Source organism: Pseudomonas sp. AMR01 (assembly GCF_041946035.1).
Lineage (GTDB): Bacteria > Pseudomonadota > Gammaproteobacteria > Pseudomonadales > Pseudomonadaceae > Aquipseudomonas > Aquipseudomonas antarctica_B.
The window spans coordinates 126,241-140,966 of sequence record NZ_JAUTYR010000009.1 but is presented as its reverse complement, the minus strand read 5'-3'; the positions used below and the strand labels follow the sequence as shown (position 1 = coordinate 140,966).

At 60.9% G+C, this 14,726-nt stretch carries 14 protein-coding genes and 1 pseudogene; 6 read left to right on the top strand and 9 right to left on the bottom strand.

Features of this window, described 5'->3' with window-relative positions; translation table 11 throughout:
* Positions 1–9 precede the first annotated feature (9 nt).
* Genes Q7C20_RS11320 through Q7C20_RS11305 form a run of 4 tightly spaced genes read right to left on the bottom strand, consistent with a single transcriptional unit; the run spans position 10 to position 4,628 of the window.
* On the bottom strand, positions 10–786 hold the full coding sequence (locus Q7C20_RS11320; RefSeq protein WP_375067422.1) for a polysaccharide biosynthesis/export family protein: 777 nt from the start codon (positions 784–786) through the stop codon (positions 10–12).
* A 29-nt stretch (positions 787–815) separates the two neighbouring features.
* Positions 816–1,727 (bottom strand): glycosyltransferase family 2 protein, encoded by a 912-nt coding sequence (locus tag Q7C20_RS11315; protein ID WP_375067341.1) that lies wholly within the window; start codon positions 1,725–1,727, stop codon positions 816–818.
* 1 nt (position 1,728) lies between these two features.
* Positions 1,729–3,189 carry a mannose-1-phosphate guanylyltransferase/mannose-6-phosphate isomerase gene (locus Q7C20_RS11310; RefSeq protein WP_375067339.1) on the bottom strand — a complete coding sequence of 487 codons (1,461 nt, stop codon included), beginning with the start codon at positions 3,187–3,189 and terminating at the stop codon, positions 1,729–1,731.
* On the bottom strand, positions 3,189–4,628 hold the full coding sequence (locus Q7C20_RS11305) for an undecaprenyl-phosphate glucose phosphotransferase (protein WP_375067338.1): 1,440 nt from the start codon (positions 4,626–4,628) through the stop codon (positions 3,189–3,191). Before Q7C20_RS11305 ends, Q7C20_RS11310 begins: the two co-directional genes overlap by 1 nt.
* Before the next feature lie 542 nt (positions 4,629–5,170).
* Between Q7C20_RS11305 and Q7C20_RS11300 the strand changes: the two genes are divergently transcribed.
* Positions 5,171–5,800, top strand: a complete 630-nt coding sequence (locus Q7C20_RS11300; RefSeq protein WP_375067337.1) for a LysE family translocator — start codon at positions 5,171–5,173, stop codon at positions 5,798–5,800.
* A 291-nt stretch (positions 5,801–6,091) separates the two neighbouring features.
* Here the strand turns inward: Q7C20_RS11300 and inhA are convergent, their stop codons facing one another.
* Entirely contained in the window at positions 6,092–6,772 is a 681-nt protein-coding gene (gene inhA, locus Q7C20_RS11295; protein ID WP_375067336.1) for an isonitrile hydratase, read from the bottom strand.
* A 90-nt stretch (positions 6,773–6,862) separates the two neighbouring features.
* On the opposite strand from inhA, the gene Q7C20_RS11290 reads away from it, so the two are divergent.
* Positions 6,863–7,831: a GlxA family transcriptional regulator gene (locus Q7C20_RS11290; protein WP_375067335.1), complete on the top strand. Its 969-nt coding sequence runs from the start codon at positions 6,863–6,865 to the stop codon at positions 7,829–7,831.
* Here the strand turns inward: Q7C20_RS11290 and Q7C20_RS11285 are convergent.
* The 3 genes from Q7C20_RS11285 to Q7C20_RS11275 form a co-directional block, all read right to left on the bottom strand.
* Complete coding sequence (locus Q7C20_RS11285) at positions 7,801–8,727, bottom strand: alpha/beta fold hydrolase (RefSeq protein ID WP_375067334.1); 927 nt, start codon at positions 8,725–8,727, stop codon at positions 7,801–7,803. The two genes, Q7C20_RS11290 and Q7C20_RS11285, sit on opposite strands and share 31 nt — an antisense overlap.
* Positions 8,728–8,827: 100 nt before the next feature.
* Complete coding sequence (locus Q7C20_RS11280; RefSeq protein ID WP_375067332.1) at positions 8,828–10,654, bottom strand: glycoside hydrolase family 15 protein; 1,827 nt, start codon at positions 10,652–10,654, stop codon at positions 8,828–8,830.
* On the bottom strand, positions 10,647–11,447 hold the full coding sequence (locus Q7C20_RS11275) for a glucose 1-dehydrogenase (protein ID WP_348054793.1): 801 nt from the start codon (positions 11,445–11,447) through the stop codon (positions 10,647–10,649). The genes Q7C20_RS11280 and Q7C20_RS11275 overlap by 8 nt, the downstream gene beginning before the upstream one ends.
* An 89-nt stretch (positions 11,448–11,536) precedes the next feature.
* On the opposite strand from Q7C20_RS11275, the pseudogene Q7C20_RS11270 reads away from it, so the two are divergent.
* The 4 genes and pseudogenes from Q7C20_RS11270 to Q7C20_RS11255 all read left to right on the top strand — a co-directional run.
* Positions 11,537–11,690 (top strand): annotated as a pseudogene (locus tag Q7C20_RS11270) (hypothetical protein); the annotation flags it as partial.
* Positions 11,691–11,795: 105 nt separating this feature from the next.
* Positions 11,796–12,137 (top strand): type III secretion protein, encoded by a 342-nt coding sequence (locus tag Q7C20_RS11265; RefSeq protein ID WP_375067330.1) that lies wholly within the window; start codon positions 11,796–11,798, stop codon positions 12,135–12,137.
* Between the two features lie 176 nt (positions 12,138–12,313).
* Positions 12,314–12,676 carry a hypothetical protein gene (locus Q7C20_RS11260; RefSeq protein ID WP_375067329.1) on the top strand — a complete coding sequence of 121 codons (363 nt, stop codon included), beginning with the start codon at positions 12,314–12,316 and terminating at the stop codon, positions 12,674–12,676.
* Position 12,677: 1 nt separating this feature from the next.
* Entirely contained in the window at positions 12,678–13,226 is a 549-nt protein-coding gene (locus Q7C20_RS11255) for a type III secretion effector protein (protein WP_375067327.1), read from the top strand.
* A gap of 24 nt (positions 13,227–13,250) precedes the next feature.
* On the opposite strand, the gene Q7C20_RS11250 is transcribed toward Q7C20_RS11255, so the two are convergent.
* On the bottom strand, positions 13,251–14,402 hold the full coding sequence (locus tag Q7C20_RS11250; RefSeq protein WP_375067325.1) for an MFS transporter: 1,152 nt from the start codon (positions 14,400–14,402) through the stop codon (positions 13,251–13,253).
* Positions 14,403–14,726 lie beyond the last annotated feature (324 nt).

Below are 14,726 nucleotides of genomic sequence, written 5' to 3'. Positions count from 1 at the left end.
GTCGCTCCTTTAGTTAGTGCCGCCGCTGGTTCTTGTGTAGTTGTAGCCAACGCCAATGGATTTGGTGAACGGGATCAATTGGTTCAAGTAGGTATCCACTCCCTGGATGCGCTCGCCGACATTGGATTTGGGCACGAACACCACGTCGCCGCGTTGCAGGCGCACGGCTTTGCGCCCGTTGGGACCGGTTTTGAGGTATTGGCTGAAGTCCAGGAAATAGGCGCGGTAGGTGCCCTGGGCATCTTCGCGCAGCAGCGCAACCATGCTCGCATCACCCGAAGGGTTGACCCCGCCGGCGCCGACAATGGCTTGCTCCAGGGTATTGGCCGTGGCGATCTGCACCGCCGTCGGGTTATTCACGGCTCCGCCGACGATCACCGAATTGGCCGGTGCCTGGTTGATGTTGACCGTCACCCGTGGCTCTCGGTAAACCGGCGCGAGCTTGTTGCTCAACTCGGCGGCCAGCTCCGATGGCGGGCGCCCCGCAACCTGGATCGGCCCCAGGAACGGGTAGTTGATCTTGCCGTCGGTTTGCACCGTGTACAGCGTCAGCTCGTAGATGGTGCTGACGTTGAACGCCGACAACGTTGGCATCTCGCCGGCATCGCGCACGATCCGCAACTGGTCGCCGACGCGGATACGCTCCACCGCTGGCGGCAACTGCGCAAGCTGGTCGAGGGCGCGTTTGCCTTCCTCGACCGTCTTGTCGTCCGGCGTGACGATGCGTGCCGGCGTATTGCAGGCGGCCAAGGCCAACATGGCCAAGATGAGCATGGTTTTTTTCATATAGGGCGACTTCCTCTTGGTCATGCCTCTCACCTCCAATAACCGGGGAACATGCTGATGCGCCGCTTGAGGGCGAGTGGGAGCCGGCGTTCCAGGTGGCCCAGCCGATAGCCGAGCAACTTGAACGCGCTTCGCACCAGTACTTCGGGTACGCGGTGCAATGCACCGGCTGCGCGCAATGCTGCGAGCTCGGCCAGTACATAGCGTTTACCTTCACCGCCGGCATCGCCAAAGGCTTGGCGAATCCACGGCTCGCGACCGTAGAACACGCCAATGTCGAAGTAGCGGTGAAATTCATCCATGAGTCGGTAATCGTGGGAGTGGTACACCCGCGCCGAGGCGGCGTAGCGCACCTTGTAGCCGTCGATCAGCATGCGCGCGGCCACGTAGGCGTCTTCGCTGCCGATCACATCGGCGGGAAAACCGCCGACGGCTTGCAGCGCGCTGCGTCGGTAAACGGAAAAGGAGTCAGAGCTGAAGCAGGTCTTGATCCCCAGTTCCGGTGCATCTGCCAGACTTTTGCTGCGGCTTTGTTCCGGGTAGTTGAAGTGCCGCGACTGCGCGCCGAGCACGCCGGCGCCGGGGTGCGGGAGTTGGCGACCATAGGCCACGCCGTTCAGCGGGTCTTGCTGCAATTCGTTGAGCAGGTTGGCGAACGTCTCCGGGTCTGCTGGAATCGCGTCCTGGGTCATCACGATCAGGGCATCACCGCCCACCTGTTCGCTGGCCCAGCGCCGCGTGCCGCCGTGGTTGAAGTCGCGGGCGTCGATCACCTCGACCCGGGCGCCGAATTCGCGAAAGCGCGCCACCGTGTCATCGCTGGAGGCGCTGTCAACCACCAGGGTTTCGTCCGGTTGCAGAGTCTGCATGTTCAGCGCAGGCAGCAGTCGCGCCAGGTGACTGGACGCGTTGCGGGTCGGGATGATCAACGATGTGCGCATATCATTTTTTCACGTCGGCGGGCGCACGCCCGTAGATGTCGTCGAAGCGCACGATGTCGTCTTCGCCCAGGTATTCGCCGCTCTGCACCTCGATCATCACTAGGTCGATGATGCCGGGGTTGGTCAGCCGGTGTTTGTGCCCGGCCGGGATGTAGGTGGACTCGTTGGCGTTGATCAAGAATTCGCGTTCGCCATTGGTGATTTGCGCCGCGCCGCTGACCACTACCCAGTGTTCGCTGCGGTGGTGGTGCATCTGCAATGACAGCGAGGCTTGTGGCTTGACCACGATGCGCTTGATCTTGAACCGGGCGCTTTCCTCAAGCACGGTGTAAGTGCCCCACGGCCGGGTGACGGTGCGGTGCAGGCTGAACGCCGGATGGTTCTGGCGCTTGAGTTCGGCGACGATGTAGCGCACATCCTGGCTGCGGTGAGCGTCGGCGATCAGCAGGGCGTCGGGGGTATCGACGATGATCAGGTCACGCACGCCGACGGCGCCGAGTACGCGCTTGGGCGAGTCGATGTAGCAGTTGTGCACGTCATGCAAAATCGCTTCGCCGTTGACCTGGTTGCCATGGGCGTCGCTTGGCGTCAGTTGACGCAGGGCTTCCCAGGAACCGATGTCGCTCCAGCCGATGTCGCAAGGCACCACGGCGACTTGGGTGGACTTTTCCATCAAGGCCACGTCGATGGAAATATCCGGTGCGCTGCCGAAGGCATCCGAGTCCAGTTCGCGCTGACGCGATGTTTTGTTTTGCAGGCTTTGGCTGTGTTCCAGCGCGGCTTTGGCGGCGGTCAACACGTCGGGCGCGTGGGTGGCCAGTTCGTCCACCAGCGTGCTGGCCTTGAAGCAGAACATGCCGGCGTTCCACAGGTGTTTGCCGCCGTCGAGGTAGCCCTGGGCGGTGGCCTGGTCGGGCTTCTCGACAAAGCGTTTGACCCGGTTGCCGTGGCTGAGTTTTTCACCTTGTTCGATGTAGCCAAAGCCGGTTTCCGGGTGGTCCGGCTGGATGCCGAAAGTCACCAGATAGCCGGCTTCGGCCAGTTCGCGGGCCTGGGTGACGGCCTCGGCAAACGCGACTTCATTGAGGATCAAATGGTCGGCAGGCATCACCAGCAACTGCGCCTCGTCGCCGAAGTGCTCTTGCACGTGCAGCGCTGCCACGGCGATGGCCGCTGCGGTGTTGCGGCCGAAAGGCTCGAGCAACAGGTCCAGGGGCAGACGAGCCTGGTTCACTCCGCGATAGTCATCGAGGGTGCGAAACAGCAGGTCGCGGTTGGTCACCGTGAGCACGCTCTCCACGCCAGGCAGTTTGGCAGCGCGCTGGAAGGTTTTCTGCAGCAGGCTCTGGCCGTCACGCATGCGCATGAAGGGCTTGGGCATGTTCTGCCGGGACACCGGCCACAGCCGAGTGCCCGAGCCACCGGAAATGATGCAGGGAATTAATCCGTTGAGGGTATTCATCAATAGACTTCCTTGGTGGAAAGGACGGCCGGGACCGTCATGAAGACGATGTACAAGTCAAACCACACCGACCATTTGGAGATGTATTCCAGGTCGTACTCGACACGTTTCTGGATTTTGAACAGGGTGTCGGTTTCACCCCGGTAACCGTTGATTTGCGCCCAACCGGTGATGCCCGGCTTGACCCGGTGGCGCGAGCTGTACTCGCTCACCGCGACTTCAAAGGGAATGCCCGCCGCCTTGGTGGCCGTGGCATGCGGACGGGGGCCGACCATCGACATGTTGCCCAGCAGCACGTTGAACAACTGCGGCAGCTCGTCGATGCTGGTCTTGCGAATGATCCGGCCCACGCGGGTGATGCGCGGGTCTGTGCGGGTGGTCTGTTGTTCGGCGGTGAAGTCACTCTGGTCAGTGAACATCGAACGAAACTTGAACACGCGAATTTCATTGTCGTTGTAGCCGTAGCGGTTCTGGCGAAACAGCACCGGGCCCTTGGAGTCGAGCTTGATCGCAATCGCCGTCGCCAGCATCAGCGGGGACAGGCACACCAGCGCAAGGCTTGCGAGCAGCATATCTTCACAACGCTTGATCACCGGCGACCAGCCGCGCAGTGGCAACTGTGAAGTGTTGAACATCAGAATGCCGCCCACGTCGGTAATGCGGCTGTGGCCGTAGCGCAGGGCGGCCATGTCGGGCACCAGCATCACGTTTACCGACAGCTGGCGCAGGCGATTGACCAAGCCATGGATGCGTTGTTCGGCCGCCCAGGGCAGGCAGATCATCACTTGATTGACCTGCTCGGCACGGATCAGTTTTTCCAGGTCGCGGGTATTGCCCAGCAAGGGCAGGTGGCTAAGTTCCTTGGGAATGCGCTCGGTGCGGTCATCAATAAAACCGATCAGGCCGGAGCGGATATCGCCATTGCGTTGCAGGTGGTCGGCGACGTGCACGGCAGTGTCGGTGAAGCCCAGAATCACTGTGCGTTGCAGGTATTTGCCCTTGCGCATCAGGTTGCGGTACAGGCGCAGCATCAACAGGCGTTCGAGGCAGAACAGCCCGAGGCTGGCGATGTACCACACCACCAGATTGTGCGGGTTCAGTTGCGGGAAAAACTGCAGGATCTGGTACATGAACAGCAAGATGCAGAACGCCGATGACCATGCCACGGTTTTAGTGCGCAGGCGCAGGCGATTACTGAACAGCTCTTCGGAATAGATGCCCATGGCGTGGAACAAAATAACGGTCAAGACTCCAAAAAACAGGAGCAGGCCGAGAAAGTGCGAGCGCAGCTCAGGGTCCATCGGGTCGATGAACAGCACCAACACCAATGGCGGCAAGATGGCAGTCAGGCCGTGGATTAACTTGACGAAAACAACAAAGAACTCAACAAAACCGGCGCGGGTCAGAAACAGGCTGTCAACTGACGACTTCTCTCGCATACAAACATCCCTCATTGCACTCCAGGCTGTCTGTTCGGCTGTTTAATCAAGCGGCAGATACGCTGCTTGTTAGAAAGCACGCCGAACAACGGCTACGCTGGGTAAAACGCAACTACTCATCCAAATAACAGCGGTCCAACTGAATGAAATGTGCGGGGTAGTGACTTAAGGAGTGTTCCTTTTTAGTTGCTTAGTCAACGAATTGACAGTGGTGCGGAGGTGGCATGCTAGAAACGTTAATCAGTCTTTTCTTCGGCATTTTATTGACTTTCCTTGTTCATATACTGGGCGTTCGGGCTTGTTTTTGAGTGTAGAAACAAATGTGAGAATTTTCCTGTGCAACAGGAAAACCTTTTTCACACCGAGGCAGAAATAGGGGACAAATCGGGTGTGGTCAGCGCAGTTAAGTGCCCGATATATAGGGCTTTGCGTCATATGGAAGTTGTTTTTAAATTCTGAATAAAAATGTATGCAGGACAATTTTTTGTCAGTGCTACGGCCGCCGATTATTGTAAAACGCATCATTTTGCGGATGTTTAAGCATGATCGACTTCTCTACCCTGGCAGTTTTTTGTGGTGCGGTGCTGTTGTTGCTGTTATCGCCCGGACCGAACATGGCTTTTGTGATCAGCCACGGCATAAGTGACGGCTGGCGCGGAGGCGTCGCGTCGAGCCTGGGGATTTGCGTGGCGGACATTTTGCTGACTGTATTGACGGCCACTGGTGTCACGGCATTGGTCGCCAGTTGGCCGCCGTCCTTTGATGTGATTCGTTACGCGGGCGTGATTTACCTGCTGTGGCTGGTGTACAAAACCTTAAAGAAAAGCCCGCACGTTGAGCCCCCACAGTTCAAGCGGGTGCGCGTTAGCGAGGTGTTTGTGCAGGCCCTGTTCAACAGCCTGCTCAACCCCAAGGCGTTGCTGTTTTTCATGGTGTTTTTGCCGCAGTTTGTGAGGCCTCAAGCGGGATCGATTGCGCTGCAACTGCTGGTGTTGGGTGGCGTGCTTACCCTGATTGCCGGGGTGTTTCACGCGGTGCTGGGAATTTTTGGCGGCGTACTCAGCCGGTTCTTTGCCGGGCGCTCGCACAGTGCCAGGCTACAGAAATGGGGCTTGGCGAGCGTGTTGATGGTGTTGGCTGGGCGCTTGGCGTTGATGTCGCGGCCTGGTTGAGGTGATGAAAGAGCTGTTTCGGCGAGCGAGCTTGTTGTGGTGGCCGAGCTTGTTGTGGCGAGCGAGCTTGCTCGCGCTGGGGCGCGAAGCGGCCCCAAGTCAGCCACCGCGATTCTCCAGGCCCAGCGCGGCGTCAGGGTTTGGGGCCGCTACGCAGCCCAGCGCGAGCAAGCTCGCTCGCCACAACAAGCTCGCTAGCCACAGCAAGCTCGGCCACCACAACAAGCTCGCTCACCACAACAAGCGTGCTCGCCACAACTACCCCGACGCATCATGGGCAGTAAATGGCAGTCAGCCCAACCGCGCAGCCGCGCGTGCCACGATCTCACCGCGTACCCGACGTGAGTCCGCTGTGCACTTTTGCGCTTCTTCCAGCACGTGGCTCGGCGCGGTCTGCGGGCTGCCTGAATCGAACGGCGGAGCCGGGGCGTACTCAATCTGCAACTGCACCAACTGCGCCGCCGCTTCGCTGTACAACTCGGCCGCCAGGGTCAGGGCAAAATCAATCCCGGCAGTGATGCCGCCACCGGTGAACAGGTTGCCGTCACGCACTACTCGCGCCTGCACCGGAGTCGCGCCGAGTGGGGCGAGCAGGTCGTGGTAGGCCCAGTGAGTTGTGGCTTTGCGCCCCTGCAGCAAACCCGCCGCGCCGAGTACCAACGAGCCGGTGCACACCGAGGTCACGTAACGCGCGGTATGTGCCTGGGCCTTTAGAAAGTCGAGAGTAAGCGGGTCTTCCATCAGCGCGCCGACGCCCGAACCGCCGGGTACGCAGATTACATCCAGCGTCGGGCAGTCGGCATAGGTCATGGTGGGTGTAAACACCAACCCGGTACTGGATGTAACCGGCGCCAGGTCCTTCCATACCAGGTGCAGCTTCACATCCGGTAGCGATCCCAGCACGTCATAAGGGCCGGTAAGGTCCAGTTGCTGGATACCGGGAAACAACAAAAAACCGATCTGCAAGGTCATGAATGGCGCTCCGATAAAGGGGTGGACGCCTTCACTGTAGAGGCCTAGGCTTTGGCGCATACGCCATTGAGCCCACAGATCACGCCAATCATGCCGCGAATCATCCACGTACTCGCTTTTGAAAACGCTCAGGTGCTCGACGTGACCGGGCCATTGCAGGTCTTCGCGTCGACCAACGACCTGTACCGCCAGCGCGGTGTGCCGCTGCCCTATGCCGTCTCGGTCATTGCGGCCCAGCCTGCTCCCGTGATGACCTCCGCCGGCCTGGCACTGGTGGCCGAGCCGCTGCCCGCCGTCGATAGCGCCTGCGACACGCTGGTGATCGCCGGCGGTTGGGGTGTGTACGGCGCCGCCGAAGACCCGGCGCTGGTGGAGTGGGTGCGCGAAAAAGCCAGGCACACCCGGCGCATGACCTCGGTTTGCACCGGTGCTTTCCTGCTGGCCGCCAGCGGTTTGCTCGACGGTTGCCGCGTGGCCACCCACTGGACGCGCTGCGAAGAACTGGCGCGCAAGTTTCCCGCGCTGACGGTGGAACCCAACCCGATCTTCATTCAGCAAGGCAAGGTGTGGACGTCCGCTGGCGTCACGGCGGGCATTGACCTGTGTCTGGCGCTGGTGGAAGAGGATTTGGGCCGCGCCGTTGCCCTGGAAGTGGCGCGGCACCTGGTGGTGTTTCTCAAGCGCCCGGGCGGGCAATCGCAATTCAGCGTGGCGTTGTCCCTGCAAAAAGGCGACAGCCGCTTTGCCGACCTGCACATCTGGATGGCGGAAAACCTCACCCTGGACCTGAACATCCCAACCCTCGCCGCCCAGGCCGGCATGAGCGAGCGCAGCTTCGTGCGCCATTACCGCGCCGAAACCGGCCAGACGCCTGCGCGTGCCGTGGAGTTAATCCGCGTCGAGACCGCGCGCCGGCAATTGGCGGACAGCGCGGCGTCGATCAAGCGCATTGCGGTGCAATGCGGTTTTGGCTGTGAAGAAACCCTGCGCCGCAGTTTTTTGCGCGCCTTGTCGGTCACGCCCCAAGCCTACCGCGAGCGTTTTTCGCCGGTGTCGTAGGCCAGCACTTCAAATAGCGCTTCGAGGGCTATGTGCGGCGCTTCCTGAAACACGTTGTGGCCGACGCCAGGCAACACCTGCCGTCGATACACGCCGCTGAAGCAATCCACATCGTCATCCTCGACCGGTGCCGGGCCCACGCCGTCATCGGCGCCGCACAACGAAATGCTCGGCACCGAAATCGGCGGTTGCAGCGCCAGGGCCTGCTCGATCGATTCAAGTGCCGGGTCGCCGGGGGCGTACATGAAGCGATGGCGGTACGAGTGAATCACCACCTCGACGAAATCCGGGTTATCAAACGACGGCGCAGTCTTGCTGTACAGGCCCGGCCCCTCGGCCCAGGTGGGCGACCATTGCCGCCATAACAGCTCACAGAACGCGCGGCGATTGTCGGTCAACCCGTCCACGCCACGCTGGGAATGAAAGTAAAACTGATACCACAGCCGATGCTCCGTTTCCGGCGCCTGGGGCTCGACTGACCTGGCAATGTTCTGGATGTTGTAGCCATCCCCGGTCACCAAACCCCGTACCCGTTCCGGCCACAATGCCGCAACAATACACGCGGCCCGACCGCCCCAGTCAAACCCCGCCAGCGTGGCCCGGGGAATGGACAAGGCATCCATGAAGTCCAGCAAATCCTTGGCCAGCGCCGCCTGTTGACCGGAGCGCATCACCTGCTCATTGATAAACCGCGTCGGGCCATAGCCGCGCAGATACGGCACCAGCACCCGGTAACCACGCTCGGCCAGCACCGGGGCGATGTCGTCGTAGCCGCGCGGGTCATAGGGGAAACCATGCAGCAGAATCACCGGCTCACCGTCATCGGGGCCGTGGGTTTCATACGCCACATTCAGCATGGGCGTGCGGGCATACAGCAGCTGGGCGGTTGTGGTCATGAATGGCTCTTATGGGGTAGCCCTTTTAGGTCTTTGGAACCCGGCCTATCAGACAGATTTCCAAGGACCTTGAGGCGCGGCCCATTGTGCACAGGCGGCCTCAGGGTTGCCAGGTAGTCTTCTCCCCACTGAGTTTGCGGTCCAGAAACGTCGCAGCGCTGATCAGTGCCAGGTGGCTCAACGCCTGAGGCGTATTGCCCAAGTGGCGGGCCTGGCTGTCGAACTCTTCGGCGTACAGGCCCAGCGGGTTGGCGTAGCGCAGCAGTTGCTCGAATTCCAGGTGGGCCTTTTCCACTTGCCCGGCGCGGGCCAGGCATTCGACGTACCAGAACGAGCAGGCGGCAAATGCGCCTTCGGTGCCTTGCAGGCCGTCGATCTGGCTGTCGTCGTTGCGGTAGCGGTAGACCATGCCGTCGCGCACCAGGCTTTTCTGGATCGCTTCAAGGGTCGACAACCAGCGCGGGTCGGTGGCCGCGACAAAGCGCACCAGCGGCATCAGCAACATCGAGCCATCCAGTGCGGTGCTGCCGATGTGCTGCACAAAGTGCCCGCGCTCCTCGTTCCAGAAGTTGCTCCAGATGTCGGCATAGATCGCCTGACGCGTCTGGTCCCAGCGCGCAAATGGCGCGGGCAGCGAGCGCTTGTAGGCCAGGCGGATCGCGCGGTCCAGCGCCACCCAGCACATCAGTCGCGAGTGCAGGAAGTGATGTTGTTCGCCACGCATTTCCCAGATGCCGACGTCTTTGGTGTTCCAGATTTCGCAGACTTGATCGGCGACCTCTACGGTGTGCTTCCAGCCCTCGTGGGAAATGGCTTCGCCGTATTTGTTGACGAGGTAGACGGCGTCCATCAGCTCGCCATAAATATCCAGCTGCACCTGATCGAACGCTTCATTGCCGATGCGCACGGGCTTGGCGCCGCCGTGGCCGCTGAAGTTATCCAGCACGGCTTCGGGCAGTTCCTGACGGCCGTCGATGCCGTAGAGAATATTAATTTTGGTCGGCTGGCCACAGCAGTCGCTGACCCGGCCTTTGAGCCAACGCATGTAGGCGTTGGCTTCCTCGATAAAGCCCAGGCGCATGAAGGCGTAGACGGTGAACGAGGCGTCGCGGATCCAGGTGTAGCGGTAGTCCCAATTGCGCTCGCCGCCGGGGCTTTCCGGCAGGCCGAACGTGGCTGCGGCGATGATTGCGCCGTGTTTGCGCGAGGTCAAAAGCTTCAAGGCCAGGGCCGAGCGGTTGACCATTTCGCGCCAGCGCCCGCGATAATTGGATTGGGCGATCCAGCCGCGCCAGAATTTAAGCGTGTGGGCCAGGGCGAGGTCGGTGCAGCCGCTGTCGACGCGTTCGTCTTGCTCACCGCCGAGCACAAATTCGGCGCCTTCTTCCTGATTCAGGGTGAATGTGGCGATGGCCGCGTCGTCTTCGATCTGCAACGCGTGGCTGCTCGCCAAGCGCAGGCCGGGCTTGCCGTCGGCGCTGAAATGCACCATGCCATCGACTTCGCTGGCGCGGGTTGGCGTGCGTGCGTAGTCATGGCGCACGGCGCAGCGCAGGTGAAGGGTGGCCTTGCCGCTGACCACGCGCACCCGGCGAATCAACAGCGGCAGGTCGTCGATTTCTTCGCTGATCACCAGTAAATCGGTGATTTCCACCACGGCTTCATCGCTGAGCCAGCGGGTTTGCAGCACGTTGGTGTCGGGCAGGTAGATCTGCTCGCGGCGAGCGTCTGGCAAGTCCGGTGTGAGTTGGAAAGCACCCGCGTCAGGCGTATCGAGCAGCGAGCAAAAGATTGACGGGCTGTCGAATTCCGGCCAGCAGAAAAAATCGATGCTGCCTTTGTCGTTGATCAGCGCCGCACTGCGCATATCACCGATGATGCCGTGGGCATCGATGGCGCTTTGGGGTTCGTTCTTGAAATCAACCATTGCCACGAAACTCCGGATAAAGGCTCATGCCGCCATCGATAAACAGGGTGCTGCCCACCACGTAATCGGAGGCGTCGCTGGCCAGCCAGACCACCGCGTTGGCGACGTCTTCCACATCACCCACACGGCCATAGGGAATCAGCTTGAGCAGCTCTTTTTCCGCCGCGCCTTCAGTGGCGGCACGGTTGATCGCCGTGCGAATCGCCCCCGGTGCAATGCCGTTGATACGAATGCGCTGCTCGCTGACTTCCTGCGCAAGTGTGCGCATTAACATCTCGACGCCGCCTTTGGACGCCGCGTAATTCACATGCCCGGCCCACGGGATGATCTGGTGCACCGAGCTCATGTGGATGATCTTGCCGGCGGCGCGCGATACACCATCACGCACGCCCTGGCGGTTGAAAATACGTACCGCCGCGCGGGCGCAGAGGAACTGGCCGGTGAGGTTGACGCCGATAACGGTGTTCCAGTCATCGAGGGTCATGTCGACCAGGTTGGCGTCTTTTTGCAGGCCGGAGTTGGCGACGAGGATATCCAGATGGCCGAAGGCGTCGAGGGTCTGGGCGAACAGGCGTTCAACGTCGGCCTCTTTGGAAACGTCACCACCAATGGCAATCGCCCGGCCGCCGTTGGCGTTGATTTTCGCCGCCAGCGCCTCGGCCGGAGCGGCCTGGGAGTTGTAGTTGAGTACCACCGCCGCGCCGGCTTCAGCCAACGCCTGTGCCGCACCCGCACCAATGCCGGAACTGGCGCCGGTGACCAAGGCCACTTGTTGCTGCAACGAGATCTGCATCGCCCACCCACCGTTTTATGAGAGTCCTTTGTGCTGACTGGTGGGGCGGCGCACAAGTTCATCTGCGGTCTCAAATGTTAAGAAGGGCTGACTTCGGCGCGCAACTGTCGAAACTGAAACTGGGCGTAGGCGTCAAAAAACGTTTTCGATCAACAACACCACACCCGCTCCAGCGACAGCAATGCCGGGTTGTACCCGGGCGAGCCACGGACGTTCTTTGTACAGGCAAGCGTCGGCTTCTGACCTGCCGGCTCGTAAAGGAACTGTTTACGCGGGTTGGCCACTCAGGGAGACCCGGCGGCTTTGATCGTATTGGCCGCTTTTCAGACTTTGAGTCAGGGCCCATACATGACAGCAACTTCGTTCCAATCCTGCCAATCCAACGGTCGTGACGCGTTTCGCAGTGGGCGTGATGCTGATCTTCCAGCTTCCTTGAAAGACCAGGGGGTTTCTCAAAATGAGTTCTCGGCGGCGCTCTTGCACGCGTACGGCGAGGAAGCGCAGCGATTGAACGCCTTCGCGGGCCAACACAAGTTCCAGGCTCCGGTCGCCGATGATTTTGCCCGCGGCATGCTGGCACCCGGGCAGTCTGGGCACGCAGACGACGAGCCTCTAAAGCAGCCCGAAGGTACGTGGGCAGCCTTGATCAAAGGCCTCGTAAACTGGTGGCGTGGTCAGAAGCCCGGCTGAACAGGCGTCGCAGGATTTTTACATGCTGTTATTGGTATTGCGCCGCCACCCGGAACTATCACGCTCAGCCGGCCACACATCGGTGGCTGGCTGCCCTGCAATCCATTCGATGATTCAGGGTTATTCAGTGATGGCCTCTGGGCCAATGTCAATCCGGGAAGGGTGGGAGATGATGCATGAAAATTGAGGGTGCAATACCGCGCGTGCAACCAACGGCGATGGGTGCGCCAGAGGCCCAATGGACCACGCCGCCGCCCACTGTTCGCCCGGCCTATGAGGATCAGTACGCCTTGCAAGGCGCGCCGGCACCGCGGCCAGCCCGGTTGTGGGGCACCTTGTCTTCGCTGCGCTACCAGGCGTTGCAGAACGCGCCGGCGGCGCGTGCCGACACAACCCCTCCGGGCCCGACTTACAGCGACAGCCAATTGGCGGGCGAGTTGGAAAAGAACTTTGGGGAACTGCACGCGTATCTCAGGGACGGGCGCTTGACGCCTTCTTCTTTGCGGCAAATTGCAGCTCAAGCGCTGGCGGGAGAGTAGCGTGCGCGACCGTGTGATTCTGGTGGTCAGGGAGATTCTCAAACGCCCGATGTTGAGCGACGCGATCATGGACAGCGAGGGCTACATCACCCGCGACAGTCTGAGCGCAGCTGCCGCGACCCTGCTGCGTAACAGCTCACCCTGCACCTTCAGCCAGGACCCTTTTCACGGCCACGGCAACGCCGAGGTCGTTCAAGCGCTCCAAGGCTATTTTCAGCAATTGAGGGACAAGCCCAAAGACCGGCCGGGCTTTTTTGAAACCCATGAATACCTGGAAATAGCACTGCTCACAGCCGTGATGAATGATCCGGATGACACCGATAGCCTGGGCCTGCCCCTTCTGGAACCCACGACTGGGCTACCCCGAAAGAAGTACACCGAACATTGCGTGTACATGGCGAAAAACATCATCGAGCGGCCAGGTCTATTAAGGTCGCTGGAGCGCGCAAATCAGACGCGCTTGTTTGGACGCCCCAGGCACGAGGGGTGGTTGTGTAACCGAAGTCTGGAGCGCTGGCTGGAACAGTACGAGGCGCACAAGGCCCGGTAGGGCAAGGCCTTGCGCGGTGCGTGTTTACACCTTGAGGATTTTACCGCTGATGGCCACACCGGCCAGCAACACCGCGATCATCACGAAGGCCGTACTCAGGCTGCTGCCGTGAGCGATGAAGCCAATGACTGCAGGCCCCGCGAGAATGCCGGCGTAACCTAAGGTGGTGATGGCGGGCACCGCGATGTGCTCCGGCATGACCTTCTGTTTGCCGACGGCGGTGTACAGCACCGGCACGATATTCGAACAGCCGGCACCCACCAGCGCATACCCCAGCAACGCTGTTTGCCAGGCAGGCGTCAGCGTAGCGAGCAGCATGCCGGCGGTGGCCAGCGCGCCGCCCATCACGATCACCCGTGTGGCACCCAGGCGTCGCACGATGGCATCACCGGTAAGGCGCCCGGCAGTCATGGTCAAGGCAAAGGCCGCGTAGCCCAGGCCGGCGTAGGCTTCACCCAGGCCACGCTCGGCGCTGAGGAACACTGCGCTCCAGTCCAGCACGGCACCTTCTGCCAGAAACACGATGAAACACAGGCAGCCAATAAACAGCACCACGCCGTGGGGCATGGCAAACGCCGGGCCCGAGCTTTCACTGCCATAGGGCAACAGGTGCGGAGCGGCTTTGAGCAGCGCAATGGCCATGACGACAATCACCACCAGTGTCGCTTGCAGTGGCGACAGGCCCAGCCCCAACAACCCGGCAACGCCCGCCGCGCCGACGATGCCACCCAGGCTGAACAACCCATGGAAACCCGACATCATGGTTTTACCACTGGCCCGTTCAACGATTACGGCTTGCAAATTGACCGTCGAGTCGACGGTCCCCAGGCCTGCGCCAAACAGGAACAGGCCCACCATCAGCAACGGAATCGAACTGACGGTGGCGAGTATCGGCAGGGCCAGGCAGATCACGACGGTGCCGCCGGTGAGTACGCGCCGGCAGCCAAAGCGCGAAGCCAGCGCACCCGCCACCGGCATGGCGATGATCGAGCCCACCCCCAGGCATAAAAGCAGCAAGCCCAGCGTGCCCTCATTCAGGTGCGCGCGCGCCTTGGCGTAGGGGACCAGCGGGGCCCAGGCGGCGATGCCGAAGCCTGCGATGAAAAAAGCGATGCGGGTCGACATTTGCTCCAGCCGCCCGGGAACCACGGGCGCTGGGGTGGAGATGGCAGTCATGAATAATCCTTGTTATACGTTCAACGAACGCTGTCCGGCGCAACATCCTTGCATATCAGGACGTGAGGCGCGAGCCGGCTTTCCTGTGGTGTGCGGCCAGGACTTTATTTTTATAAAGCGGGAACGGACGAGAGGCTGGCGACCACATAGAAGCGATCAAACCTGCGGGGCCGGTCTGGTGGAGCGGTAATTTTCGTACGGACCGATGAACCCCAGGGTCCGTGCGGCAAATTACTTCCTTCCAGGCCACCCCCACAGGCCTGCTGTTCTGTAATACGCTGCCGTCAAATGTGCAGGTAACTCGACGGATGAGCTGATGAGTTT